Raw genomic sequence first — 25,666 nt, forward strand, 5'->3', positions numbered from 1 at the left:
TCCCCTAGTTTTCCATTTCTAATTTTTTTATCAGTGACTGTATCAAGCTATGTAATTCCTGATATGTCATTCTATAAAGCTCGACCGAACCTCCAAATGGATCGACAATATCTCCATACTTATCATCATTTACAAATTCCTTTAACGTAAATGTTTTTTCAATTGCATGGGGAAACTGATTGACAATTGCATTCTTATGGCCGACCGTCATCGTAAACACATGTGTTGCCCAGTCTAACAAGTCGCTAGTCAGCATGGAGGAGCGATGATTATGTTCCATTCCCTTTTCCGCAAGCACTTCCTTCAATTGATAAGAAGCCTCCGCCCCGTCTATTGCATAAACACCGGCAGATTTAACTTCGATATTTACGCTGCTATTCTTAAGGATTGCTTCTGCCATTGGGCTGCGACAAGTGTTCCCTGTACAAACAAACAGTACACGTACCATATTTTCTACCTCCTTTTAAGTAAAAGTATAGTATAGACTTTTTTGTCAGCCTAATTTTATGTCACCATTTGGAATCACTACTATATCTATCGACAGGAATTATTATTTTTACACTTCATTCCAAAGATTTAGCTGTTTTTGCAAAACAAAAAGGCAGCCTGTCAATGAAGCTGCCTGCATGTTTATCACTTCGATGTAGTTAAAGATGTAATAGCAGCTTTACGCCAAAAGCAAGCAATATCCCTCCGCCTAACACCTCACCGTAATTACCTAAAAGTCCTTGTGCTTTTCTCCCAATAATCAAGCCGAGCCATGTGAGTAATGTTGCGCTCAAGCCAAAAGCAAGCAGAACTAGCCATGTTTTCGCTTTATAAATACCTAAGCTTAAGCCGACTGAAAAGCTGTCCAGACTCACACTGACCGCAAACACAATCAGGCCGAATCCGACTGGTGTGATTTTATGTTCATCATCTTCTTTAAAGCCAGTCCATATCATTTGCACACCTAAAATGACAAGAAGCACTCCTCCAATAATACCGGCAATTTCTCCAAAATTATCAGATAAGAATCTTCCAGCTAGGATGCCTGCAAGCGGCATAATGACATGAAATATTCCGATAATAAATCCTATCTTCATTATTTGCCTTAGCCGGAGTCTGTACATTCCCATTCCCAGCCCAACAGAAAATGCGTCCATTCCTAAAGCAAATGCCATCAGCATAAGTGTAAATATTTCTCCGATTAGTGTAGACATTACCTTCCCCCTTGGACTTGCTAGTTAAGAATATGCACGTCCAAGTTTTTTTAGAAGCATTTTGTCTATGGTCTATTCAGAAATTTCTTTTGGCATTTTTTCCTCAGGGTTATTCAATCACTTGGTGAGAGGCTGCTTTCATCAATCTGTTCATGATTGCGTGTCCTAGACCTTCATATGGAAACATCTCAGAAAAAATAATATCAACATTACTATGGTTAAAGCTTCTCAGCCCATCATATAAATTCGCAGCGACTGTGGATAATTCAGCTCTTTTTCCACATACAAAAATATAATCTGCTTGGTAGAAATCTTGATTTTCTTCTGTTGTAAGCACTCCTGCTTTTTTGCCATTCCGACGTTCTTCCGCTACTAACTCCTGAATTCTTTCTCTTGGAGCCTTCACTAAAAACAACGGTGCGTTTGGGGCATAATGCGTGTACTTCATCCCTGGTGCCTTCGGGGCAGACTCTTTATTTACAAGCGCCTTATCAAGCTTCACTTCTCCAATGACTTTTTCCATTTCCTCCTGTGACACTCCACCTGGACGCAAAATCGTCGGTACAGCATCCGTGCAGTCAATTACTGTTGACTCCACTCCGACACCAGTTGGACCACCATCGACAATGCCTGCTATGATAGAATCTAAATCTTCCTTCACATGAAGAGCTGTAGTTGGACTCGGCTTGCCAGAAGTATTAGCACTCGGTGCAGCGATTGGCAAATTAGCCTCTTCGAGCAGCCTTAGTGCAACAGGATGATCAGGCATTCTTACTCCAACAGTAACTAGTCCTGCAGTAGCAAGCTTAGACAAGGCTCCTTCCTTCAATCGGAAAATAATTGTCAGCGCTCCTGGCCAGAAAGCCTCCATGAGCTGTTCAGCCTTCTCGGGCACTTCTGAAACTAGTTCTGTCAGCTGCTCTTTATTAGCGATATGAATAATGAGAGGATTATCTGACGGCCTCCCTTTAGCAGCAAAGATTTTAGCTATCGCCTCATCGCTTTTGGCATTACCTCCAAGTCCGTAAACCGTTTCTGTTGGAAATGCAACTACTTCATTCTTGTTTAAAAGGTCTGCAGCCTGTTGTATTTGTGGATAACCACTATCTATATCCACATACTTATCCACTGACCATATATTTGTCTTCATACTTATCCACCTTTAGCCAAAACTTGTTTAAATACATGAAATTGCTTGTGATTCTTCAATTTTCGACAAGAATTTTTTAACTGATTCTCGCTAAAATTTTTATCTTTTACCTGACTTGTCCACAAATTGTGAATAAAATGATGATTTTTGTGGATAACTCTCCTTAATTATCCACATTACTAATGGAATAATACATAATTTTCGAGTTATTCACAACTTTCATCGCATTAACTGTTGATGACTCTCTGACATCAACAGGCAAATCTTCGACATTAATCTCCTTAAAGCCCAGCAAATAAAAGAGATTACTCGCATTTTTATTATTTACTACGCAATATAGCATACCTAAATTTTTTTCTTTAGCCAACTTTATCGCCTGCTGGAGTAAAAATAGAATTTCCTCTGCAGATCCTTCCTTAAGCACTAGCGCTCTTAATAATCCAGAATCTGCAAAAGGCTGAATACCGATCGTTCCCTTCAGCATGCCTGACTCTGCATCACTCGCTAGAAGACAGAAGTCAATCCAGCTTTCGAGATCATGTAACTTCACTTCTGTTGTTCCCATAAAATCCTTCAAGCTCTCTAAATCCTCACGATTTGCTTTACGTACGATATGCTCCATTATCTCCGTCTCCTTTTTATCATAAAATGAATCTGCTCTTAATTCTATTAATATGAAAAGGGACCGAAAAAAATGATAGAATATTTTCTAATATATATGTATCTATCTACCATCAGCAATTCCGACCATTATTATATAACACTTAGCAGAAAATATCGTTGATTTCTAAAATTGTAAAGCCATCTGCAGTATACTACTTGCGCAGATGGCTTCTTTTCATCCAAAAATTTTATCCCAAAGCTCTACTAAGAAAAACTTCACTTCTACATCACTCTCTGTTGATTCATCAACATAGACAGGGTCTTCCTTGTTTTCTTTTTCTTCTTTTTTATTTTCCTGTTTTGCTTCTTTTTTCACTGACTCCGCACTTGCTGTTTTACTATCTGCTTCTTCCTTATCTGCTTTTTCTTTCTGCTTGCTGCCCTCTTCCTTCTTCTCCTCTTCAAATCCGTCACTTACAGCAACACTGTTGGAGAAATCAAGGAAACATAATGGCGGAAATAATACACACCACCAATTTGCACCTTCACCTGCTCCTAATGTAATTAAGATTGCTTCATACTCGCCTGCAGGATATAAGAACTCTCCATAAAGCTTTGTAGGAAAATCTACTTTTCCGAATTTCACTTTCACTGCCTGATCAGAATTTTCTTCCATAACTACGTTTTCTGCTATTTTTTGAATTTCCGGCTGCTTTGCTTTTAATAGCTGTTCAGCTGCTTGCTTTGAAGTTAAATCTGCTACCCACTTTGTAATTTCTGCATTCACTGCATCCCTAACTTTTCGTTTTAAAGCTTGATCTTCTTCACTGTCACTGTTCGCTAAGATTCTTAGTCTGATAGCATCATTTGGAATCACCACTTGCTCGTTTGCTGTTACTTCGTTTTTCGGTATATATAAACTAAAAATAGTTGATATGATAAGTACAAATATATAACTTGTTGCCATTGATTTTCTTTTCATATTAATTCGCCCCCTTGTACAAACAGTGTGGACAGATTAATAGATTCTTAAACTAGCAACTTTTATTTTTTTCAAAATAAAAAACCGCGGAAGAACCGCGGTTAAAATCCAACTTCTGCAAAGACCATTCGATCCTTTTTATTAATATCATACACAACATCCACCTTAGCTGCAGGAAAGGCATCTAACAGCAGTTGTGAAACTGCCTCGCTTTGACCCACGCCGACCTCAAAGCCGACTATGCCTTTATCCTTTAAAACGGAAGGCAGCTGTGCACAAATTCTCTTATAAATATCCAAACCATCTATTCCAGCAAACAGTGCCCGATGAGGCTCATGCTCTACAACTACTTCTGACATTTCAGCAATATCTTCATCTGGAATGTATGGAGGATTAGAAAGGACTACATCGAACCTCCTGCCTGTTTTTATAAACGGTTCAAACAAATCACCATGGACAAAATCAATTGATTCAGCACCATTTCTCTCTGCGTTCTTTTTTGCAACCTGTAATGATTCCTCAAACAAATCGCTTGCAGTCACTTGCAGTCTAGGGTTTTCCAGCTTCATCGTAACAGCTATTGCTCCGCTTCCTGTGCCTATATCAACTATACTGACTTCCCGACTTCCATATAAAACCTTGATTCGCTCCAACATATGATATACAAGTTCTTCTGTTTCAGGCCTCGGGATTAGAACTTCTTCATTCACTTCAAAAATACGGCCATAAAATTCTTCATAGCCAATTAAATATTGAATTGGTATCCCTTTACCATGAAGAGTGATCTTTTGCTCAAACAGCTTAAAGGACTCTTCACTCATATCATCCCGAAATTTCATTAACATTTCGGAACGAGTCACACCTAATGCATGCCGCAGTAAAAGCTCGCCGGCATGCTCCTCCCGTCCGTGCTCCTGCAAATAAGAAGAAGCCCATTTAAGGGCTTCAAAAACTTTCATTTGTCTTGTGTTACACATCAGATGCACTTTCCAAACGGCTTGATTGTTCTTCAAAGATTAGGGCATCAATGATATCTTCCATTTTTCCTTGGAGAATTTGATCAAGCTTTTGAATAGTTAGTCCAATTCGATGGTCTGTTACACGGTTTTGCGGGAAGTTATACGTTCTTATGCGCTCAGAACGGTCCCCTGTACCAACTGCTGATTTGCGCTGCTGGTCATACTCTGCTTGCGCCTCTTGCTGGAATTTATCATAAACACGAGCACGTAAAACCTTCATCGCTTTTTCTTTATTTTTGATTTGCGACTTTTCATCCTGACAGGATACGACTGTTCCTGTCGGCAAATGCGTCAATCTTACTGCTGACATCGTGGTATTAACACTTTGTCCGCCTGGTCCACTCGAAGCAAATGTATCTACACGTATATCCTTCTCATGGATTTCAATTTCAACCTCTTCTGCTTCAGGCAGACAAGCAACAGTTGCAGTGGAGGTATGAATTCTTCCGCCAGATTCTGTTTCAGGCACACGCTGTACTCTGTGTGCTCCATTTTCAAACTTAAGCTTTGAGTAAGCGCCTTTTCCGTTAATCATGAAAATGATTTCCTTATATCCGCCTACACCTGTTGAACTTGCATCAATTACTTCCATCTTCCAGCCCTGTGATTCTGCATAACGGCTGTACATACGGAACAAGTCTCCTGCAAATAAGGCTGCTTCATCTCCGCCCGCTGCTCCGCGAACCTCCATGATAACGTTCTTATCATCATTAGGATCTTTCGGTATTAGCAGTATTCTTAAGCGCGCTTCTAGCTCTTCGATTTTCTCTGCTGTTTCATCAAGCTCTTCTTTTACCATTTCCCGCATTTCCGGATCAAGCTTTTCCTCTAACATAGAACGGGCGTCTTGGTTTTGTGCTTTTACTTCTTTATATTCCCGGTAAACTTCCACCGTTTCTTGTATATCTGATTGCTCTTTAGAATAATCACGCAATTTTTTTGTATCATTGACAATTTCAGGATCGCTTAATAACTCATTAAGCCTGTCATAACGATCCTCTACCGCTTGCAGACGATCAAACACGTATATTCACCTCAATTTTTTTCCATAACATTTTAATTATATTATAGGCTATTATCCCCGTCAAAACCAAATTAACAAGGAAAAAAACCGCTTCATCGCGTTTATGCACTTATATTAAACCGAAATTGCTTTATAATGAAGATATTCATAGAAAGAGAGGGCTCCTATATGTCCCTATCCAACAGTTCTGTCTACCATTATATAATGGAAAATGCTTCGGTAATAACAGAAAAATGGTTCGCCATAAAAGATGGTGAGGAAGGCTCTATTTACAGCAAACAATCTGATGATAACGTCAATAATCTTCTCCGTGCTCAGCATGCCTTTACAATTGAAACAGTTATCAGCTCTTTTTTGGACGATGATACCATTTTCTCTGCTAACTTATCAAAATGGGCAGTTAAAATTGCGCAAAGCAGAGTGGAACTAGGGGTGCCTGTTCATGAAGTCCTGCACGCGTTAAGTCTGACAAGGCAAACCATCTGGGATATGATTACGAGATTCATAGAAGAGCTCAGGAATGTTCCACAAGCAACTATACTAGAGTGGAGTTCGATATTCCATCTTACATTTGATAAGTTAAACAACGAATTCACCGAGATGTATCATGAATACAATCAAAGAAAGCTATTATCCCAACAAGCGACAATCAACGAACTGAGCAACCCGATTATTCCAATTATCAATCATATTGGTGTGCTTCCAATCATCGGGGCCATTGATACAGCAAGAGGGAAAGCAATTCTTGAGAATGTGCCTGCTAGATGTCAGGAGAAGCAAATCAGACATCTATTTATTGATGTTTCCGGAGTGTCTACCATTGATACAATGGTGCTGCAAGAGCTGATGAAATTAGTGAAGGTCCTCCAATATACAGGTATGAAGTCCACTATCTCTGGACTCAGACCAGACATGGCGCAAGTGATACATGCATTAGGAATCAGTTTAGATGACATTCCCACGTTCAGCACACTAAAACAGGCGCTTTCTAAACTCGGTTTAGCTGTTTCTTCATAAATCATAAAAAAATCTCCCATTAGAGTTTTCTCTAATGGGAGATTTTAGCTAAATGGATGTGCTGCTGTCTGCCTTTTTCAGCGAAGGGGATTTCGGAACTTCGTGATGATGACGGCATCTTGGCTCATAAGATTCAGAAGCACCTACTAGTATGATGGGATCATCGTATGATGCTGGTGAACCATCAATCAGCCGCTGAGTCCTGCTGGCCGGTGAACCGCATACTGCACAGACTGCCTGCAGCTTTGTCACAAGCTCAGCTATTGCCATAAGTTCAGGCATCTTTCCAAATGGTTCACCACGGAAGTCCTGATCCAATCCTGCACAGATGACTCTATAGCCGCTGTTGGCTAAATGCTGGACAACAGCCACTATTTCCGGGTCAAAGAACTGGATTTCGTCAATCGCAACCACCTCGACATCTGGTGTCACATATTCAAAAATCTCCGAGGATTCACTGATTGGAACAGCAATTGTAGTAGAACCATTATGAGAAACGACAGCTTCCTCACTGTAGCGGTTATCTATTTTCGGCTTAAACACAACGATGTTTTGTTTAGCAAATTGGGCTCTTCTTACTCGACGGATAAGCTCCTCTGATTTACCGGAAAACATGCTTCCGCAAATCACTTCTACCCATCCATGATGTTTCATCACGTACATGAAACCTCTCCTTCCTTCCTCCAAAAACATGTCCTTTACATAAACTAACTTCTCTTAGCAAAGCGACTGCAGCGTTCAACTTTCTCTAGAAGACGCTTAAGAATACAAAAAACGGTGAAGATCCTTGCATTCTTAAACTTCCTCTTTCATAAATAGAAGACAATATCTCATAAAGAAAGAACAGGCAAGGTATGAAGCATTCTTGCCTGTTCTTCGGATTGATTATTGCTGTTGCTGTTTAAGACCGTATTTTTTGTTGAAACGGTCAACACGTCCGCCAGCTTCAGCGAATTTTTGACGTCCAGTATAGAACGGATGGCACTCAGAGCAAGTTTCAACTTTCATCTCTTTTGCAACAGATCCAGTTGTGAACTCATTACCGCAAGCGCATTTTACCGTGATTTCATTATAAGTTGGATGAATTCCTGATTTCATTCCTTTTCATCTCCTTCCGCCCTGCAACTTTCGAAGCAGAGTTATAGAATAACGTATAGAATTATTTATTCCCATACATTATTATTTTAAAAACACACTGTCATCATTATAGCAAGGACATAGGCATTTTGCAACTTCATTTCCTCATCCACTGCTATGAATTTTTTTCCAGCTAATACTAGATTTAAGAACGCTTCCCAGCTGTTCCTGCCTTCATTTGATCAGACAGCACAGCAAAAAACTCTTCATTGGATTTCGTTTGTCTAAGCTTTCTTAAGAAACGCTCCGCAAAATCGGGAGAATCTGACATAGACTTGCGAATGGCCCATAATTTGTCCAAATGTTCCTTCGGTATTAACAGTTCTTCTTTGCGAGTACCAGAACGGCGAATATCGATCGCTGGGAAAATCCTTCTTTCCGCAAGAGAGCGATCCAAATGAAGCTCCATATTACCTGTACCCTTAAACTCTTCATATATAACGTCATCCATACGGGAACCTGTATCTACCAGCGCTGTAGCCAGGATGGTTAAAGAACCGCCTTCTTCAATATTACGAGCTGCCCCGAAGAAGCGTTTCGGACGATGGAAGGCAGCAGGATCTATCCCCCCTGATAAAGTTCTTCCACTCGGAGGAATGACAAGATTGTATGCTCTTGCAAGTCTTGTAATGCTGTCCATTAAAATGATAACATCACGCTTATGCTCTACAAGGCGCATCGCTCTTTCTAACACGAGCTCTGCCACTTTAATGTGGTTTTCTGGAACTTCATCAAAAGTGGAGCTGACTACATCGCCGCTGACTGAACGTTCAATATCAGTCACTTCCTCCGGTCTTTCATCAATTAAGAGGACAATAAGCTCTGCATCCGGATGATTTGTCGTAATGCTGTTGGCAATTTCCTTAATAAGCATTGTTTTACCTGCTTTAGGAGGCGCAACAATCAATCCACGCTGTCCAAAACCAACAGGAGCCAGAACATCCATTATACGAGTAGATGTATACTTTTGTGTTGTTTCCAGCTTCATTTGTCTGTCTGGATATAATGGCGTCAATGCCGGAAAATGGACTCTTTCCTTTGCCGTTGCCGGGTCATCGCCGTTTACAGCTTCCACCTGCAGCAATCCAAAATAACGTTCATTTTCCTTTGGAGGTCGCACCTTTCCAGATACTTTATCCCCATTTCTCAAATCAAACTTTCTGATTTGGGAAGCAGATATGTATATATCCTGCGAACTAGGTGAATAGTTGATTGGTCTTAAGAAACCAAAACCTTCTGATTGGATAATCTCCAGAACGCCTTCCATGAAGAAATATCCTTCCTGTTCCGCTCTCGCTTTCAAAATAGAGAATATTAATTCTTTTTTTGTCAGCTTGCTGTAATAAGCAACTTTATATTCACGAGCCAATTCATACAGCTCTTTTAATTTCATGTTTTCCAAACTAGATATGTTCAATCCCATTTTGCCACCACTCTTTTTCATTTTCAGTTATTCCTACCATTTAGCGAAATTTGTATTTGGAAAGGAATGTTTTCGTTTTTTTGAGGCGTTATATGTTTGAAGAGAAAAAACTATAAATTGAGTATAGTTAATGAAGTATAGTATTGATTATCGCATTCCTTCCAGTTAAAAGGCAATGCGTTTTTTCAGTCACTAAAAAGCAATCTCTATTTTACCTAATATAAACGTTTATATGCAACAATATTTTAATAGACTGCATCTTCACCTTAACTTTTTGAGAAGGCAGACAAACGAGCCATTCTCCCTTTAGAACAGCTACTGCAATCGTTATCTTTTATGCTTTCTGTTTAGTAAACCAAAAAGCATGTTGGTAAAACGGCAGAATCAGGCAAGTCTTATCTAAGAAATGCTCAAAAGAATATCTTAACCTGATCCCGCCTTGTTATCATCACACATTCTTAATCTGTTCGTACTCTTCCTGGGACATGCCTTCACGCCATATGGACGCCCCTAAGCCTTTCAACTTCTCTACAAGCTGACCGTAGCCTCTGTCAATATGCTCAACACCAGTGACTTCGGTAATACCGTCCGCCATGAGTCCTGCTATTACCAACGCGGCTCCAGCTCTTAAATCACTAGCCTTCACACGAGCTCCTTGAAGATGAACTGGTCCATTAATGATTGCTGATCTTCCTTCCACCTTAATGGTAGCATTCATTCTTCTTAACTCATCGATATGTTTAAAGCGGGCACTGTAGATTGTATCAGTTACCATGCTTGTACCGTTTGTTTTCGTCAGCAGCGAGGTAAACGGCTGCTGCAAATCGGTCGGAAATCCTGGATATACTAATGTTTTAATATCAACAGGCTTTAAATCAGGATTGGAACTGACAAAGACTTGGTCGCCGCTTGACTCGATTTGCACTCCCATTTCCCTTAGCTTTGCAATCAAAGATTCCAAGTGCTGCGGGATAACATTATCAATAAGGATTCCATCGCCAACTGCTGCACCGATAATAATATAAGTTCCAGCTTCAATTCTGTCAGGAATAATGGTATGGCGGCAGCCATGCAAATGATCCACCCCATCAATTCGGATTACATCCGTTCCTGCACCTTTGATTTTTGCTCCCATATTTGTCAGCAATGTAGCAACATCGATGATTTCAGGTTCCTTCGCAGCATTTTCAATGATGGTTCTGCCTTTAGCTCTAACAGCCGCAAGCATAATATTGATAGTTGCGCCAACGCTTACAACATCTAAGTATATTCTTGCTCCCCTTAACTCATCAGCACGAAGATAAATGGCTCCCTGCTCATTCGTTATTTGAGCTCCTAAAGCCTCAAAGCCCTTTATATGCTGATCAATTGGCCTTGGACCTAAGTGACAGCCTCCCGGCAGGCCAATAACAGCTTTTTTGAATCTGCCGAGCATCGCTCCCATCAAATAATAGGAGGCACGAAGCTTCTTGACCTTTCCATTTGGCATCGGCATAGATATCATTGATGTCGGATCAATCGTCATATCGGAATCAGAAAATGAAACGCTTCCTCCTAACTCCTCCATAATCCCTTTTAATATGTGAACATCAGAAATGTCAGGCAACCCTTCAATGGTTACTGGAGATTCTGCTAAAATAGTGGCTGGTATTAATGCAACTGCGCTATTTTTTGCTCCGCTAATGCGAACGGTCCCTTTTAATGGAGATCCACCTGCAATCATAAGTTTTTCCATTTCTAACTCCCTTCTAAGCCAAGCAAAGCATGTACTGCTTGTCTAGGACACGTACTAACTTCGCCATTAACTTCCCTGTTTACAGGAATATAAAAATTGAATCAACACTTGGATGTAATTAATTAAGAATTACTACTAATTCAATTATTATACCAAAGTTGAGGAAGATAGGAAAAGTGCAAGCACATGCACTAATAATAGGACAGGTGCATGACCTAAGTAGGTTAACATGGACAAATAGGCCTGTTCCTAATTTGGCTAATAAATCTCTAGTAGTAATGTGTCAAAATTAATATTGCCAGGTCTAATTTGCGAATGAAGAAATTTAATATAAGTCAAAATTTAAGTCTGGGTGTTTTTTCAATAGAAGCTTGATAACTAGAATACTGGATGTGTTGAACAAAAAGGTGCTTTAGTCTAGTCCAGATGGGGACTGCTTGATTTATTCCTTTAAGCAGCAGACAGCCAGTCTTCAAAATGGGGATATATCACTCTTTATACATCATAACCGACAATTTGTCTGTTTATTCGACTGACTTGCTAAAATACAATAAATGAACGGAAACCGCCCTGATAAGGACGGTTTCAATCGTTCCATTTATATTACGCTTTGTTAGAAGAACCGAATTCTTTGATTTTGCCGATAACAGTTGCTTTAATAGCGTCACGAGCTGGTCCTAAGTATTTACGTGGATCATACTCTTCAGGTTTAGCAGCTAGAGTTTCGCGAACTGCTTTAGCAGAAGCGATTTGGTTTTCTGTGTTAACGTTGATTTTAGCTGTTCCTAGTGACACGGATTTTTGGATATCTTTTGTTGGGATTCCAGTTCCTCCATGCAATACTAGTGGAAGACCAGTTAGGTTACCGATTTCTTCCATTTCTTTGAAACCAAGGTTTGGTTCACCTTTGTATGGTCCGTGTACAGAACCTAGTGCTGGAGCTAAAGTATCGATGCCAGTGCGTTTAACAAGTTCCACACACTCTTGTGCATCAGCGTAGATTACGCCTTCTGCTACAACATCGTCTTCTTGTCCGCCAACAGTTCCAAGCTCAGCTTCTACAGAAACACCTTTTGCATGAGCGTAGTCAACAACTTTTTTAGTTGTTTCAACGTTCTCTTCAAATGGGTGGTGAGAAGCATCGATCATAACGGAAGTGAATCCAGCGTCGATAGCTTCTTTACATTTTTCAAAGCTAGAACCATGATCCAAGTGGATAGCAACTGGAACAGTGATTTTATAGTCTACAAGTAAACCTTCTACCATTTTTACTACAGTTGTGAAACCACCCATGTAACGAGCAGCACCTTCAGATACCCCAAGGATAACTGGAGATTTTTCTTCTTCTGCAGCTTGAAGAATAGCTTGAGTGAACTCAAGGTTATTTAAGTTAAATTGACCAACAGCATAGCCTTCTGCTTTTGCTTTGTTTAACATGTCTTTCATTGAAACTAAAGGCATATATTCTTCCTCCTTCTTATGATCGTTCAATTACTAGGTAACCTTTATTAAATTTCCCAAAGAGAATTTGAATATGTATATATTACCCAAAGTAATCTAAACGAATCACTTTGCTTTTAAATTCCATAGGTAATCATACCAAAATAAGCAGAGAATTGCTATCAATCCAACCACTTTTTATTAAATGTCATAAAAAAAATTGCTTTTATTCACAATATTAATAGAGCTGGCAACAGCTCTATTAATATTTTTTATTATGTATTTATAGTAATTTTTAAACTTATAATGCCAGGATACAGCAGTTTTAGCCAAGATTAGACATATGTTTATCAGCTGACAATATACTCTTTAACAGCCGCACGCAAATCGTCAATGTCAAATGGTTTTGCAAAATGTGTCAAAGCGCCAAGATCCTTTGCTTCCTGAATCATATCAAGCTCTCCGTAAGCAGTCATAATAATAACACGGATATCCTTGTACAATTTTTTCATTCGCTTTAAGATCTCGATGCCGTCCATTCCAGGAATCTTCATGTCGAGGAGCACTAAATCAGGCACCTCCTGTGTCACTATCTCAAGCGCTTGTACACCATTTGCTGCCTGAAAAGTTTTATAGCCCTCTTTTTGGAATACTTCATTCAATAAAATTCTGATGCCGAACTGGTCATCCACGATTAATATTTTCCCTTTCATTGTAGACCTTCCCTTCTATGTGTTCTCTATTTTTTGAAAAGATATTCCCCGTTATTTCCCACTCACACATACTGCTGATAAATCGACACAGCAAAAAGACTATTTTAGACAATAGACCCAATTACATCCATTATATAACAAAGTTTTTTTCTTTAAATAACTTTCTACTTTTTATTGACAAATTCCTGCTGACAAGCATAAATTTTGCCTTTTCTTGTACATTACTTATAATACTATTGAATCTAATTCCATTGCATAACCTTGAAATATAAACACAGGAGGTTTCTTACATTGTTAAAAATGTTCTCCACACAGTTAAGTGGGTTATTTAAAAGACTGCATGAAAAAGAAGAAGAAGCAATTGAGGATAGTGCAAGAATACTTGCCCAAGCATTAAGCGGGGAAGGAAAAATCTTCATTTGTGCAACAAACGAAATGAAAGCAGTAGTTGCAGAAGCATTATACAGCGCCGAACCGCTGCAAGGAGCAGAAGAATGGACGAGCTCCCACTCGTTAGAAAATATCAGTCCTAATGACCGGTTTCTATTCTTCTCTAGAACTTCAGATGATGAGGAACTGCTGCCCTTTGCTGAAAAACTCACAAAGGAGTACATCCCATTTGTATCAGTGAGCACTATAATGTCATCAGACTCACACGGTATTCACACAAAAGCAGATGTACATATAGACCTTAAATTGACAAAAGGTCTGCTCCCTGATGATGAGGGAAACCGCTTTGGTTACCCTGCTTCTATCGCGGCTATTTTTGTTTATTACGGTATTAAATTTACGCTGGATGAGTTTATTAAAGAATATGAACTCTAAGCAAAAAAAAAGCTAACCTATAAAGGTTAGCTTTTTTTTGCTTATTTTTCAGAGAAACGCAGGGATGAACCTACAAACTCACGGAATAAAGGCTGTGGTCTAGTTGGTCTTGAGATAAACTCCGGATGGAATTGTGATGCTACAAACCAAGGGTGATCCTTCAGCTCGATAATTTCTACCAAACGGCCATCTGGACTTGTTCCAGAGAAGACGAAACCTGCTTCTTCCATCTCTTGGCGGTATTGGTTATTGAACTCATAACGATGACGGTGTCTTTCATAAATAACCTCATCCTGATATGCTTCGTATGCTTTTGTATTTTCTTTCAACTTACATGGATACAAGCCTAAGCGCAGCGTTCCGCCAAGGTCCTCGATATCCTTTTGCTCTGGCAACAAGTCGATAACAGGATATGCCGTATTTTCATCCAACTCAGATGAGTTTGCTCCATTCCAGCCTAATACATTACGCGCAAACTCGATAGATGCTACTTGCATACCAAGGCAGATTCCAAAGAAAGGTACTTTATTTTCACGAGCATATTGTGTTGTGATAATTTTCCCTTCTACTCCACGATCACCAAATCCTCCTGGAACAAGGATTCCGTCTGCATGCTGCAACAGCTCTTTTACATTTTCAGAAGTTACGTGCTCTGCATTAATCCAATCAATTTCGATGTCTGCATCAAAGGCATAACCTGCATGTTTTAATGCTTCAACTACAGAAATATAGGCATCCTGAAGTTCAACATACTTACCAACAAGAGCGATTTTAACTGTTTTAGACAGATTGCGGACTACATCAACAAGCTCAATCCATTCTGTCATATCTGCTTCTTCACACTTAAGGTGAAGATGGTCGCAAACGATTTGATCCAAGTGTTGTTCTTGAAGAGCTAATGGAATTGTATATAATGTATCTGCATCACGGCACTCAATTACTGAATTCGTGTCAATATCACAGAAAAGAGCAATCTTATCTTTCATATCTTGAGAAATTGGCTTTTCCGTTCTTACAACAATCACATTTGGCTGAATACCTAAGCTGCGAAGCTCTTTAACACTGTGCTGTGTTGGCTTTGTTTTCATTTCGCCGGCAGCCTTGATGTACGGCACCAATGTACAATGAATATACATCACGTTTTCTCTGCCAATATCATTTTTGATTTGACGAATTGCCTCCAGGAATGGAAGTGATTCGATATCACCAACAGTTCCCCCGATTTCCGTAATAACAACATCTGCATTCGTTTCACGGCCTGCTCGGTAAACTCTTTCTTTAATTTCATTTGTAATATGCGGGATAACTTGAACAGTTCCTCCCAAGTAGTCGCCTCTGCGTTCTTTTCTTAGGACAGTTGAATAGATTTTTCCCGTTGTAACATTGTTGAATTTCGTCAAATTAATGTCAATAAAACGCTCATAGTGTCCTAAGTCAAGATCCGTTTCCGCGCCGTCATCTGTTACAAAAACCTCTCCATGTTGGTAAGGACTCATTGTTCCTGGGTCCACGTTAATATATGGATCAAATTTTTGAATCGTCACGCTCACTCCGCGATTTTTAAGCAGCCTTCCCAATGATGCTGCAGTAATTCCTTTTCCAAGTGATGAAACTACCCCACCTGTAACAAAAATATATTTTGTCATTTTAAAATCCCCCTTAGTTAAAGTTTGTGCATATTTGTCTTTATTTAAAGAAAAATAATCGAATATTTTTTTCGAGGGGAGTGAAACAAATTGCCGTAAAGCTACTTTTATAAAAAAGCCTTTCAGCACCCTATGCTTAGCATTTTAAGCAGGTTCTGGGCCTAGAAAATCATTTTATAAAAACAAAAAAGCTCCACTTACTTCTTCAAGTAAGGGAGCGCTATTTAAGCAAATATCAGTTCGTTCCTTTTTTAAGGAGCCCAAAAATGATTTTACAAGCAAGGCATATAAAAGTCAAGGGTCTTATTTATCTTCTTCCTCGTCCTCAAACTCATCTTCATCCTCGTCTTCTTCCTCATCTTCCAGATCCTCGTCCAGCTCATCTTCGTCGATTTCATATGTATCTTCGTCTTCAAAGCTTTCGTCATCATCTTCCTCTGCAAGATCGTCATCCAGCAAATCGTCCTCTTCTTCGATAACATCTTCGTCTTCATCATCATCAAGAAGATCATCATCATCGAATTCATCATAATCTTCTTCAACGCTGTCATCATAGTCATCGAAATCGTCTTCGGCGGCTTTTTTCGCTTTCTTCTTCTTCGGCTTCGTCACAGTAACGACATCTTCCTCTGACTTATCAACTGGATACCATGTGCGCAGTCCCCAACGATTGTCGCCTAATGATAAAAAGCGTCCATCAATATTTATATCTGTATAGAATTGGGCAATTCTATCATTGACTTGATCTTCAGACAAGTTCAACAGTCTGCTTACTTCCTTCACAATTTCATGGAAAGAATACGGCGTTTTTGCGCCATTTAATAGTTCGTATGCGATTTCAATTAAAGACATTTCATTTAGTTGTTCTTTTGTATAGTTATCAACACTCATTTTGGCACTTCCTTTCGCTATCTGCTCTTTATCCGAATTGGATTGTATGGTGTTATACCATTTCTTTATTGAAAGCTGTAAACCAGCTTAATTACCTCATGGAGTTTCATTGTATACAGTTTCCATTTCATAGTAAAGAGAAAAATACATATTCTCCATTATAAACAATTTTCTAGTGAATATGCTAGTTCTAGCTAAGGTTTATTTAGCTTTTACTTTTCTTTTTCATTCACTAAAAATTTAAGAGAAGTTTATCACGTCTTTCTTCCCTCTTATAGAATATAGCAAATTGGGGCACAATACATAGCCAAGGGGGAACTTCCATGCAAATTTTTTGGACTATCATCTGCATTTTGCTGCTGCTAATCATCTTGCTTTATATAGATTTAATCGTAGGCAAGGCACTGACTAAACGGAAGGTAACGAGAAGAAATTATCCGTTCAGGCACAGTGATTTTCATATTTTCAATGATGGGAAGGATCTTTTCCCAGACCTTTTTCACGAGCTTGAAGAGGCAGAAAATCATATACATATACTATTTTACACTGTTAAGGCTGACACAATCAGCAACCAGTTCTTATCCATTCTCGAGCGAAAAGCGCAAGAGGGCGTTGAAGTAAGACTGCTGCTCGATTGGCTCGGCAGCTTTCAAGTACGCAAAAAAATCCGGAATAAATTAAAAGAAGCTGGTGTGCAGTTCTCCTACTGCAATACACTAAAAATGCCGTTATTCTATACCCTGCAAGTCAGAAATCACCGAAAAATCACCATTATCGATGGTAAAATCGGCTATGTAGGCGGCTTCAATGTCGGAAAAGATTATATTCACGGCAACTTAAAATTGAGTCCATGGAGAGACTATCACTTTAAAATGACAGGAGAAGGTGTCGATGACCTGCAGCGGGAATTTTTGCTCGATTGGTCTGCTGCGACAAAAACAAATCTCCTACAAAACCCTGTATATTTTCCTGAACAGCCGAAGGGACACTCCCGCCATCAGTTCATTCCGACACAAGGTGTGTATTTAGAGGACGTCTTATGCGGTCTTATTCGAAATGCTAGAAAAACACTGTTTATCGGAACACCTTACTTTATTCCAAGCAAAAGGATTATGGAAGAGCTTAGCCTGGCACAAGACCGTAATGTGGCGATAACGTTACTTTTACCGACAAAACCAGATCATCCTTTAGTAAAAGAGGCATCTTTCCGTTATTTACGCACCTTATTGAAACGTGGAGCAAAGGCTTATCATTATAAACATGGTTTTTTTCATGGTAAAATTATTACAGCAGATGACGAAATTTGCTTTATTGGTACTGCCAACTTTGATAAGAGAAGTATCTTTTTAAACCATGAAATAATTTGCTGTGTTTTTGATTCCAGCTTCATAGCAAGGATGAACAACATTGTAAGGCAGGACCTTTCTTTTTCGGAAGAGTACACACTTAAATTCTTGCTGAAACCTAAATTTAAAACTGTGTTATTGGAGTATCTTGCCCGATTATTTGCACCCTTGCTGTGATTCACTGGTAAATAAGGGAAAGGAGAAAAAGATGAAATTCAGATTCGGCTATGTATCTACTGCGACTAATCTTTGGGACGCCTCTCCCTCCAAAACAATGACTTATGCACGCTACAGTGAACTACCTGACGAAGAACGGCAAAGGAAGCTGCTTGAAATTACGAGGACAAACCTTACGAATACAATGAGAGCACTTCACTATAATATCGGACATGAAATCATGTTATACCGTATGTCGAGCTCTATCGTTCCGTTAGCAACCCATCCTGAGGTGATGTGGGATTTTGTAACTCCCTTTGAAAAGGAGTTTGCCCAAGTGGGGCAGCTTGTGAAAGATCATGGACTCAGGGTCAGCTTCCATCCGAACCAGTACACCCTGTTTACTTCCCCAAGACCGGAAGTGACTAAAAACGCTGTAATTGATATGGAATATCATTATAAAATGCTTGAAGCAATGGGAGTAGAGGACAGAAGTGTTATTAACATTCATATTGGCGGATCATATGGTGATAAAGAAAAAACACTGGCCCGCTTTTATGAAAATATACAGTCATTGCCGTTACACATAAAAAAAATAATGACATTAGAAAATGATGACAAGACATATAACACAGAGGAAACTTTGACAGTATGTCAAAACGAAACAATCCCACTCGTTTTTGACTATCATCACCATATGGCGAACTTATGTGAAAAACCGCTGGAAGAATTGCTGTTACCAGTTTTTGAAACATGGAAGCATCGAGGGATTACACCGAAAATCCATCTGTCTTCTCCAAAAACAGAGAAGGCTTTCCGTTCTCATGCAGATTTTGTAGATGCAGAGTTTGTTAAACCGCTCTTACAGCTTTTGCGCCCGCTCCAGATGGATGTTGATTTTATGATTGAAGCAAAGCTTAAAGATCAGGCCTGTCTGCAGCTCGTAGAGGATCTCAGTAAGATAAGAGGAGTTAAAAGAATTGGCGGAGCAACACTAGAATGGAATTAAAAATTAAAGGCGGCAGTCGTTTTCTGCCGCCTCTTCTGCTTAGTTTTTTGAAAAAAGGTTAGAAATCCACGGTTCCAAACTTACATACACTTTAAATCCTGCATAAATGCCAACAATCCCAATAATCCCTGGCAATGCGCCTGGTGCTGGTATCGGCAGCTTGAGCAAGGCAAAGATAAATCCTGTCAAAAATCCAGTTATTAATGCTAATAGAAGTAATTTCATAGACACCTTCCTTTTCCTTATTGCTCTTATTATTTGAAAAGAAGGCGCATTTAAACCTCATAACATAATTAAATCAGCGAATGGACGGCAGCTTGATTTTTACTGTAAATTCTTCTTCCTTATAAACAAAATCCAAAACACCTTGATGTTTTTTGACAATATCAGCAATTATTTTTGTCCCATAGCCTCTTTCATTCCCTGCTTTTGTCGACAGACCATACTGATGATAAAGCCTGTCTAAAATTTTTGCAGGGATTGGCAATGACTTATTTTTGACTGTTAATATATATAATCCGCTTCTTTTTACTAATTGAAGTGTAATAAAGGCATGCTGCTGATTAACCTTCTGCCAATTCAAACATGCTTCAACGCAGTTTTCAAGCAAATTGCCGACAAGTCCTACAAGCTCTTTATCCGGAACCGGCATAGAGGAGATAGGAACTTCTATATCATAAATGATTTCCATTCCTTCCTTTTGAGCCTTTAGGTAATACTGGTGCAAAGTTGCCGCAACTGCTCCGCTTTCCCCCTTAATGGAGAGATTTGTTTCGTTGTACCCGTCAACAAGCACATCTAAGTAAGCCCCTGCTTCTTTAAATTCTTCTTTTTCAAGCATAAAATGAATGGCTGCTATATGTTTTAGAAAATCATGGCGCTCGCTTCTGACAGTCCTGAATGTCTCATTCATGCGAAATATTTCTTCATCTAGCCTGTTAATTTCTTTGCTGAATTTAGACAGTTTTCTAACTTGAATAGCCCTGATAACTTCAACAAGCAAGAACAGCAGGAAAAACAGAAGCCGAATATATTCTGATTCCTGCATAACTGCAGCAGCTGCAATCATAGCCTGAACGAGCCAAAATAAGACCTCAAGTCTCCAGTCGAATGATGCGCCTTGCCTATTTCCTAGCCTCACTAGAAGGAAGCCTCCTGCTAAAAGCATGAGCACCAATATATAAATGGCACTATGCCATCCAAAAGCGTAAAGGAATGCTCCAAGATGAATGGCGGAAAATAAGCTGATTAAACTCCAAGATAAGTGGTCTGCCTTCACTATTTTTACTCCTTAAAAATAATTGTTTTGAATGAATTCTACCTTTTCCTTTGTAATCATGGCTTTTGCCTCCGTTCCTTCAAATGTAACAGTATAGGAGTTCTTGGCATACAAAGAGAAGCTTTTTATGCAGTGAATGTTAATAATAAAGGAACGATGTGATCTGACAAAGTCCCTCTCTCTCAATTCACCCTCTAATTCATTAAGTGTCTGGTATGTTTTGATTGCTTCTGACTTCGTATGAATGGTCGTCGACCTGCCGGATCTTTCAATGAAAATAATTTCTTTCTTCAGGATAATATGTATGTCATTCTTTTGTTTAATATATAATCTCCCAGCTATTTCAGCTGAACTGGTTTTCTCCATCAGCCTTTTAACAGATTGGACAAGTCTATCTTTTGAATAGGGCTTCATAATATAATCATGGACATTCAACTCAAAAGCGTGAACAGCATAACCGCTGCTTGCTGTTACAAAAATAACAGCGATATTAAGAGCATGAGAGTGGATAATATCTGCAAGCTCATACCCTGACAGATTAGGCATCTCTATATCTGCAATCAGAAGTGTAATGGATTCTTTTTTGATTTGTTCATATGCTTCCTCTGCAGAAGTAGTGGCAAACACGATCTCTGCTTCTGGAATAGAAGAGACAATGCCCGCTAACTTATCCAAATCAATTGCTCTATCGTCTACCAATCCAATTTTCATCCTCATTGTATCCCCTTGTTGAGTATTTTCCACATTGTTTTATTTTACCATGTTTTTAACTCACCATGTTTGCCACCTTGGAAATATTAGGAGGTAAGAGTAAATATCCTTCCCTTACTTCTTCTGGCATTTTCACGACAGGAAACGGACTTTTCACGACATCTATACAGACGCTCATTTCCTTTATCTGTATGATAAAGACATAGAAAACGAGAAGGAAGTGACTAGATGATAACAGTAAATAAAGTAACGAAAACATTTAAGGATAAAAAGATATATGTAACAGCTTTAAAGCATGTTTCCTTTCAAATAAAAAAAGGAGAAACTGTCGGCTTGCTGGGGGAAAACGGCGCAGGAAAAACAACCTTACTTAGGTCGATCGCCACATTGCTTCAGCCAACAGAAGGCTCTATCACTGTCTCTGGATTTGATACGAAGGCAAACCCAAATGAAATAAAGCAAAAGATTGGTGTTTTATTTGGTGGTGAAACGGGTTTGTACGATCGCTTAACCGCAAGGGAAAACTTAGAATACTTTGCCAGGCTTTATGGTCTCAGCAAACATGAAACAAAGGTAAGAATTGATGAATTGGCAAGGATGTTCGGAATGAGAGATTATCTGGACCGAAAAGTCGGCAACTTCTCTAAAGGGATGCGTCAAAAGGTGGCCATTGCGAGGACACTTATTCATAATCCGGAGATTATTCTCTTTGATGAACCGACGACAGGCCTTGATATTACTTCATCCAATGTATTTCGCCAGCTTGTCCATCAGCTGAAGCAGGATGGAAAAACAATTATCTTCTCAAGCCATATTATGGAGGAGGTCTCTCTGCTGTGCGATAGTGTTGCAATGATGCACAAAGGAGAGCTTGTTCATCATGGAAGTCTAGAAGACTTATATACTGCCGAAGGAAGCAGTGATTTGAACTATATCTTTATGAGCAGACTTGTCAGAGGAGGAAATACCCATGTTTCTTAATATATATTTAAAAGAATTAAAAGACTCTTTCAGGGATAAACGAACCTTATTATTGACCGTATTATTACCAATTATCATTATGACTATGCTTACCCTTTTTTATGAAAAGTTGGTATCTGAAGACGAAGGAGAATCCTATATACTAGCGGTTGCCTCTTCTCTGTCAGATGAAGTAAAAACGAGCTTGCTTGCTAACAGCAGCATTGAACTAGTAGAATCACAAGACCCTAAAGAAACATTGCAAAACGGAGATGCACAAGCGGCCTTAGTAGCAGATGATAATCTCGCTAACCTTGTATCAGAAGGACAAAACGCAGAAATAACAATAATCGGAGATTCTTTCAGTCAAAGCTCTTCTACACTCATGTCCCTTACACAAGCTGCGTTATCCCAATATGAGAGCATGATAGTCTCCCAAAGATTGGGTGATCTTGGCATAGAAACTGATACCATAAAGCCATTTTCTATTAATCAGGAGGAATTAAACAGCGAGGATCCGACTATTAATCTTGTTGCCATGCTCATTCCGCTTATTCTAGCTGTTGCAATCGGTGTTGGTGCCGGACCGGCTGCTGCCGACCTCTTCTCAGGAGAAAAGGAGAAGAAAACAATGGAGGCATTGCTGATGACCCCTGTTAGTCGTTCGACACTTGTATTTGCTAAATGGCTGACAATCTCTACAATCGGTACAATCACGGGAATCGTTACATTGCTTGTGGTTGTTTTGGAAATAGCCTTCCTGACAGAAAACTTAAAAAATGCAATTGAATTCAAAGACAACTTTCTATTAGTTGTTACTTTGTCACTCGTGCTCACCATTGTTTATTCGATGTTTGTCGCTTCCCTGCTTATGCTGACTAGCATCGTCGGCAAATCTATTAAGGAATCACAAAGCTATAGTGCGCCAATTATGATGGTTACCATTTTGCCATTAATGTTAATGTCAAATATCGGCATCAATGAATTAGAGTTCAAGCATTTCGCCATACCGGTTATGAATATTTATGCCCTGTTAAAAGAGCTGATTTTCGGCATTACTAACTATGAGCATTTCTTTATCACAATTGCCAGCAATCTTATTGTATTAGTAGTTGTTTTCTTTATCGGAAGAATAATGTTTTTGAAGGATAAATGGGTGATGAATTAAAGAAAAAAGGATGGAAGCAATTCCATCCTTTTTTTATTACATTTTCTCTGGCGCAGAGACACCGATAAGGCGCAGTGCGTTTTTAAGTGTGATTTTTGTAGATTGAATTAATGCCAATCTCGCTTTTGTTCTTTCCATATTATCTGCATCTAATACTTTTTCAGCATTATAGAAGCTATGGAATGTTGATGCTAAATCAAAGATATAATTTGTGATGCGGTGCGGCATTCTTTTTGCAGCAGCTTCTGTCACCGCTTGCGGGAATTCTCCTAGTTTCTTTAATAGGTCAAATTCTTTTTCTGCCGAAATGTAGGAAACATCAAGATTATTGTCCAGCTCAATGCCCTGTTCTTTCCCTTGTCTTAAGATGCTGGCAATACGTGCGTGCGCATATTGAGCATAGTAAACAGGGTTGTCGTTAGATTGAGAAACAGCCAAATCAAGGTCAAAGTCAAGATGTGTATCAGCACTTCTCATCGCAAAGAAGTAACGTGTTGCGTCCAAACCTACCTCTTCCACTAAGTCTCTCATTGTAACAGCTTTTCCTGTACGCTTGCTCATTTTCATCTTTTCGCCGTTTTTGTAAAGATGAACCAGCTGGATGATTTCCACTTCCAAAGCATCCTTATCATAGCCTAATGCTTGGATAGCTGCTTTCATACGTGGAATATAGCCGTGGTGATCAGCACCCCAAACATTGATAAGCTTAGTAAAGCCTCTTTCTAGCTTATCTTTATGGTAAGCAATATCTGGAGTCAAGTATGTGTAGGAACCGTCGTTTTTAATAAGCACGCGGTTTTTATCATCACCGAAATCCATAGAACGAAGCCAAGTTGCTCCATCCTCTTCAAAGATATAGCCATTTTCTCTTAGAGAGTTTAATGCTACATCGATTTTTCCGTTCTCATATAGGGAAGTTTCCGAATACCAAACATCAAACGGAACACGGAAATCTTCCAAATCCTGTTTCAGTTTGCCCATTTCGTACTTAAGTCCGTATGAACGGAAGAATTCAAAACGTTCCTTTTCATCAGCATTTACATATTTATCGCCAAACTCAGCGGCAAGCTTCTTTCCAATTTCAACGATATCTTCACCATGATAACCGTCTGCAGGCATTTCCTTTTCTAAGCCTAAAGCTTGGAAATAACGTGCTTCAACAGAAAGCGCTAAGTTATTGATTTGGTTACCAGCGTCATTGATGTAATATTCTCTAGAAACATCATAGCCTGCTTTATCAAGGATATTGCACAAAGAGTCACCAACAGCTGCACCTCTGGCATGTCCTAAATGAAGATCTCCAGTAGGGTTTGCTGATACGAACTCAACTTGTACCTTTTCTTTATTTCCAAAGCTAGTTTCTCCGTAAGCATCGCCTGCTTCAAGGATTGTCGGAATTAAATCAGCCAAATAGCTGTTATTCATATAGAAATTAATAAATCCAGGACCAGCAATCTCAACCTTCTCAATGGAAGCTTTCGATTGATCAAAGTTTTCGATAATTGCTTCTGCAATTGCTCTAGGAGCTTTTTTTGCCACTCTCGCCAGCTGCATCGCCATATTCGTAGAGTAATCTCCGTGCGCTTTGTCTTTTGGCAATTCAAGGATTACTTCTGGAATCTGTGCCTCTTCAGCAAGACCTGCCTTCATAACACTTGCTTTAATTTCATCCTTCAGTTTATCTTTTATTTGGTCTACTATATTCATGCTTGTTCTTTTTCCTCCTTCAGTTGGATGGTCATATGATAGGTTCCATTGTTATTGCCATTCACATTTAAATCATACAATATATCAATAAGCCCAGATAAACTTTCTGCTTCCTTTTCAAAGCTCAACCGCTTCGTATCTGTTACCATCAGAAAGGTTCCATAGGGGGTTTCATAGCTTCCGTTTCGCTTTTTATTCAACAGAAAGGAAAGGCGCATTTTAACGGCTCCGCTGCGAAGTATTAAACCTTCGTGTTCTGCAATCTTGACGATTGTCTTGATGGTCCCTTCTTCGATCACTTCTTCATACTTCACATAACTGCTTCCATCTTTTTCTAAGTATTGTCCAAATCCAACCCACTCAATACTTTCCTTGTTGCTTCCATTGTAGATATTGGTGGTCACATGTATTTTAACAGGTGTTTGTTGCCCTAACGTATTAGACAACGGCAACACTTCCTTTTCCTCTAAACTATAACTTAATAAGTATAAATTTTTTAAAAGGGAAGTGCAAGATGATGTAT

General features: G+C 39.2%; 26 protein-coding genes. 6 read left to right on the top strand and 20 right to left on the bottom strand.

Annotated features, from left to right (window positions below; translation table 11 throughout):
* Nucleotides 1–4: 4 nt before the first annotated feature.
* From L8T27_RS18230 to prfA, 7 genes are all read right to left on the bottom strand, one after another.
* Nucleotides 5–448 carry a low molecular weight protein arginine phosphatase gene (locus L8T27_RS18230; protein WP_233315926.1) on the bottom strand — a complete coding sequence of 148 codons (444 nt, stop codon included), beginning with the start codon at nt 446–448 and terminating at the stop codon, nt 5–7.
* Between the two features lie 199 nt (nt 449–647).
* Nucleotides 648–1,202 carry a manganese efflux pump MntP gene (locus L8T27_RS18235; RefSeq protein WP_237942059.1) on the bottom strand — a complete coding sequence of 185 codons (555 nt, stop codon included), beginning with the start codon at nt 1,200–1,202 and terminating at the stop codon, nt 648–650.
* Nucleotides 1,203–1,311: 109 nt separating this feature from the next.
* Complete coding sequence (locus tag L8T27_RS18240) at nt 1,312–2,352, bottom strand: L-threonylcarbamoyladenylate synthase (RefSeq protein ID WP_237942060.1); 1,041 nt, start codon at nt 2,350–2,352, stop codon at nt 1,312–1,314.
* A gap of 163 nt (nt 2,353–2,515) precedes the next feature.
* Complete coding sequence (locus L8T27_RS18245; protein WP_237942061.1) at nt 2,516–2,974, bottom strand: GNAT family N-acetyltransferase; 459 nt, start codon at nt 2,972–2,974, stop codon at nt 2,516–2,518.
* A gap of 216 nt (nt 2,975–3,190) precedes the next feature.
* Nucleotides 3,191–3,937: a stage II sporulation protein R gene (gene spoIIR, locus L8T27_RS18250; RefSeq protein ID WP_233315930.1), complete on the bottom strand. Its 747-nt coding sequence runs from the start codon at nt 3,935–3,937 to the stop codon at nt 3,191–3,193.
* 101 nt (nt 3,938–4,038) lie between these two features.
* Complete coding sequence (gene prmC, locus L8T27_RS18255; RefSeq protein WP_237942062.1) at nt 4,039–4,896, bottom strand: peptide chain release factor N(5)-glutamine methyltransferase; 858 nt, start codon at nt 4,894–4,896, stop codon at nt 4,039–4,041.
* Nucleotides 4,897–4,906: 10 nt separating this feature from the next.
* The gene (gene prfA, locus L8T27_RS18260) at nt 4,907–5,980 is read right to left on the bottom strand and encodes a peptide chain release factor 1 (protein WP_233315931.1); all 1,074 of its coding nucleotides are present in this window, start codon (nt 5,978–5,980) and stop codon (nt 4,907–4,909) included.
* A 168-nt stretch (nt 5,981–6,148) separates the two neighbouring features.
* On the opposite strand from prfA, the gene L8T27_RS18265 reads away from it, so the two are divergent.
* Nucleotides 6,149–6,997, top strand: a complete 849-nt coding sequence (locus L8T27_RS18265) for an STAS domain-containing protein (protein ID WP_248574459.1) — start codon at nt 6,149–6,151, stop codon at nt 6,995–6,997.
* A 48-nt stretch (nt 6,998–7,045) separates the two neighbouring features.
* On the opposite strand, the gene L8T27_RS18270 is transcribed toward L8T27_RS18265, so the two are convergent.
* From L8T27_RS18270 to L8T27_RS18295, 6 genes are all read right to left on the bottom strand, one after another.
* Nucleotides 7,046–7,660, bottom strand: coding sequence for a thymidine kinase (locus L8T27_RS18270; protein WP_237942064.1), 615 nt, complete (start codon nt 7,658–7,660; stop codon nt 7,046–7,048).
* Nucleotides 7,661–7,882: 222 nt separating this feature from the next.
* Nucleotides 7,883–8,095: a 50S ribosomal protein L31 gene (gene rpmE / locus L8T27_RS18275; RefSeq protein ID WP_233315934.1), complete on the bottom strand. Its 213-nt coding sequence runs from the start codon at nt 8,093–8,095 to the stop codon at nt 7,883–7,885.
* Between the two features lie 184 nt (nt 8,096–8,279).
* Complete coding sequence (rho, locus tag L8T27_RS18280) at nt 8,280–9,557, bottom strand: transcription termination factor Rho (RefSeq protein ID WP_233316151.1); 1,278 nt, start codon at nt 9,555–9,557, stop codon at nt 8,280–8,282.
* A 448-nt stretch (nt 9,558–10,005) separates the two neighbouring features.
* Complete coding sequence (locus tag L8T27_RS18285) at nt 10,006–11,292, bottom strand: UDP-N-acetylglucosamine 1-carboxyvinyltransferase (RefSeq protein ID WP_233315935.1); 1,287 nt, start codon at nt 11,290–11,292, stop codon at nt 10,006–10,008.
* A 603-nt stretch (nt 11,293–11,895) separates the two neighbouring features.
* On the bottom strand, nt 11,896–12,753 hold the full coding sequence (locus L8T27_RS18290; RefSeq protein WP_233315936.1) for a class II fructose-bisphosphate aldolase: 858 nt from the start codon (nt 12,751–12,753) through the stop codon (nt 11,896–11,898).
* Nucleotides 12,754–13,082: 329 nt separating this feature from the next.
* On the bottom strand, nt 13,083–13,445 hold the full coding sequence (locus L8T27_RS18295; RefSeq protein ID WP_127738990.1) for a response regulator: 363 nt from the start codon (nt 13,443–13,445) through the stop codon (nt 13,083–13,085).
* A 291-nt stretch (nt 13,446–13,736) separates the two neighbouring features.
* On the opposite strand from L8T27_RS18295, the gene L8T27_RS18300 reads away from it, so the two are divergent.
* Entirely contained in the window at nt 13,737–14,270 is a 534-nt protein-coding gene (locus tag L8T27_RS18300) for a DUF2529 domain-containing protein (RefSeq protein WP_233315937.1), read from the top strand.
* A 41-nt stretch (nt 14,271–14,311) separates the two neighbouring features.
* Here the strand turns inward: L8T27_RS18300 and L8T27_RS18305 are convergent, their stop codons facing one another.
* Nucleotides 14,312–15,916 carry a CTP synthase gene (locus L8T27_RS18305; RefSeq protein WP_233315938.1) on the bottom strand — a complete coding sequence of 535 codons (1,605 nt, stop codon included), beginning with the start codon at nt 15,914–15,916 and terminating at the stop codon, nt 14,312–14,314.
* Between the two features lie 303 nt (nt 15,917–16,219).
* A complete protein-coding gene (gene rpoE / locus L8T27_RS18310; protein WP_237942065.1) occupies nt 16,220–16,807 on the bottom strand; it encodes a DNA-directed RNA polymerase subunit delta in 588 nt (195 codons plus the stop codon).
* 323 nt (nt 16,808–17,130) lie between these two features.
* Here rpoE and cls point away from each other — a divergent pair, with 323 nt between their 5' ends.
* Both cls and uvsE read left to right on the top strand, forming a co-directional pair.
* A complete protein-coding gene (gene cls, locus L8T27_RS18315; RefSeq protein WP_237942066.1) occupies nt 17,131–18,330 on the top strand; it encodes a cardiolipin synthase in 1,200 nt (399 codons plus the stop codon).
* Nucleotides 18,331–18,361: 31 nt separating this feature from the next.
* Nucleotides 18,362–19,318: a UV DNA damage repair endonuclease UvsE gene (gene uvsE, locus L8T27_RS18320; protein WP_233315941.1), complete on the top strand. Its 957-nt coding sequence runs from the start codon at nt 18,362–18,364 to the stop codon at nt 19,316–19,318.
* Between the two features lie 39 nt (nt 19,319–19,357).
* Here uvsE and L8T27_RS18325 read toward each other — a convergent pair whose 3' ends face one another.
* From L8T27_RS18325 to L8T27_RS18335, 3 genes are all read right to left on the bottom strand, one after another.
* Complete coding sequence (locus tag L8T27_RS18325; RefSeq protein ID WP_233315942.1) at nt 19,358–19,543, bottom strand: XapX domain-containing protein; 186 nt, start codon at nt 19,541–19,543, stop codon at nt 19,358–19,360.
* Nucleotides 19,544–19,616: 73 nt separating this feature from the next.
* Entirely contained in the window at nt 19,617–20,597 is a 981-nt protein-coding gene (locus L8T27_RS18330; protein ID WP_237942067.1) for a sensor histidine kinase, read from the bottom strand.
* 12 nt (nt 20,598–20,609) lie between these two features.
* The gene (locus tag L8T27_RS18335) at nt 20,610–21,308 is read right to left on the bottom strand and encodes a LytR/AlgR family response regulator transcription factor (protein WP_233315944.1); all 699 of its coding nucleotides are present in this window, start codon (nt 21,306–21,308) and stop codon (nt 20,610–20,612) included.
* A gap of 228 nt (nt 21,309–21,536) precedes the next feature.
* On the opposite strand from L8T27_RS18335, the gene L8T27_RS18340 reads away from it, so the two are divergent.
* Nucleotides 21,537–22,289, top strand: coding sequence for an ABC transporter ATP-binding protein (locus L8T27_RS18340; protein ID WP_233315945.1), 753 nt, complete (start codon nt 21,537–21,539; stop codon nt 22,287–22,289).
* A complete protein-coding gene (locus L8T27_RS18345; protein WP_233315946.1) occupies nt 22,279–23,436 on the top strand; it encodes an ABC transporter permease in 1,158 nt (385 codons plus the stop codon). Before L8T27_RS18340 ends, L8T27_RS18345 begins: the two co-directional genes overlap by 11 nt.
* 36 nt (nt 23,437–23,472) lie before the next feature.
* On the opposite strand, the gene argS is transcribed toward L8T27_RS18345, so the two are convergent.
* A complete protein-coding gene (gene argS, locus L8T27_RS18350; RefSeq protein WP_233315947.1) occupies nt 23,473–25,143 on the bottom strand; it encodes an arginine--tRNA ligase in 1,671 nt (556 codons plus the stop codon).
* Nucleotides 25,140–25,589 carry a YwiB family protein gene (locus L8T27_RS18355; protein WP_233315948.1) on the bottom strand — a complete coding sequence of 150 codons (450 nt, stop codon included), beginning with the start codon at nt 25,587–25,589 and terminating at the stop codon, nt 25,140–25,142. The genes argS and L8T27_RS18355 overlap by 4 nt, the downstream gene beginning before the upstream one ends.
* Between the last annotated feature and the right edge of the window lie 77 nt (nt 25,590–25,666).

The sequence above is a fragment of the Niallia sp. Man26 genome (assembly GCF_022049065.2).
Taxonomy (GTDB): Bacteria; Bacillota; Bacilli; order Bacillales; family Cytobacillaceae; genus Niallia.

Excerpts from the sequence above, each read along its gene's own strand:
- rpmE (WP_233315934.1), bottom strand. The coding sequence starts at position 8,095 with ATGAAATCAGGAATTCATCCAACTTATAATGAAATCACGGTAAAATGC.
- uvsE (WP_233315941.1), top strand. The coding sequence starts at position 18,362 with ATGAAATTCAGATTCGGCTATGTATCTACTGCGACTAATCTTTGGGAC.
- L8T27_RS18290 (WP_233315936.1), bottom strand. The coding sequence starts at position 12,753 with ATGCCTTTAGTTTCAATGAAAGACATGTTAAACAAAGCAAAAGCAGAA.
- rpoE (WP_237942065.1), bottom strand. The coding sequence starts at position 16,807 with ATGAGTGTTGATAACTATACAAAAGAACAACTAAATGAAATGTCTTTA.
- L8T27_RS18325 (WP_233315942.1), bottom strand. The coding sequence starts at position 19,543 with ATGAAATTACTTCTATTAGCATTAATAACTGGATTTTTGACAGGATTT.
- L8T27_RS18245 (WP_237942061.1), bottom strand. The coding sequence starts at position 2,974 with ATGGAGCATATCGTACGTAAAGCAAATCGTGAGGATTTAGAGAGCTTG.
- prmC (WP_237942062.1), bottom strand. The coding sequence starts at position 4,896 with ATGAAAGTTTTTGAAGCCCTTAAATGGGCTTCTTCTTATTTGCAGGAG.
- L8T27_RS18305 (WP_233315938.1), bottom strand. The coding sequence starts at position 15,916 with ATGACAAAATATATTTTTGTTACAGGTGGGGTAGTTTCATCACTTGGA.
- L8T27_RS18230 (WP_233315926.1), bottom strand. The coding sequence starts at position 448 with ATGGTACGTGTACTGTTTGTTTGTACAGGGAACACTTGTCGCAGCCCA.
- spoIIR (WP_233315930.1), bottom strand. The coding sequence starts at position 3,937 with ATGAAAAGAAAATCAATGGCAACAAGTTATATATTTGTACTTATCATA.
- L8T27_RS18285 (WP_233315935.1), bottom strand. The coding sequence starts at position 11,292 with ATGGAAAAACTTATGATTGCAGGTGGATCTCCATTAAAAGGGACCGTT.
- L8T27_RS18235 (WP_237942059.1), bottom strand. The coding sequence starts at position 1,202 with ATGTCTACACTAATCGGAGAAATATTTACACTTATGCTGATGGCATTT.
- L8T27_RS18270 (WP_237942064.1), bottom strand. The coding sequence starts at position 7,660 with ATGTACGTGATGAAACATCATGGATGGGTAGAAGTGATTTGCGGAAGC.
- L8T27_RS18265 (WP_248574459.1), top strand. The coding sequence starts at position 6,149 with ATGTCCCTATCCAACAGTTCTGTCTACCATTATATAATGGAAAATGCT.
- L8T27_RS18345 (WP_233315946.1), top strand. The coding sequence starts at position 22,279 with ATGTTTCTTAATATATATTTAAAAGAATTAAAAGACTCTTTCAGGGAT.
- L8T27_RS18240 (WP_237942060.1), bottom strand. The coding sequence starts at position 2,352 with ATGAAGACAAATATATGGTCAGTGGATAAGTATGTGGATATAGATAGT.
- rho (WP_233316151.1), bottom strand. The coding sequence starts at position 9,557 with ATGGGATTGAACATATCTAGTTTGGAAAACATGAAATTAAAAGAGCTG.
- argS (WP_233315947.1), bottom strand. The coding sequence starts at position 25,143 with ATGAATATAGTAGACCAAATAAAAGATAAACTGAAGGATGAAATTAAA.
- L8T27_RS18335 (WP_233315944.1), bottom strand. The coding sequence starts at position 21,308 with ATGAAAATTGGATTGGTAGACGATAGAGCAATTGATTTGGATAAGTTA.
- cls (WP_237942066.1), top strand. The coding sequence starts at position 17,131 with ATGCAAATTTTTTGGACTATCATCTGCATTTTGCTGCTGCTAATCATC.
- L8T27_RS18295 (WP_127738990.1), bottom strand. The coding sequence starts at position 13,445 with ATGAAAGGGAAAATATTAATCGTGGATGACCAGTTCGGCATCAGAATT.
- L8T27_RS18340 (WP_233315945.1), top strand. The coding sequence starts at position 21,537 with ATGATAACAGTAAATAAAGTAACGAAAACATTTAAGGATAAAAAGATA.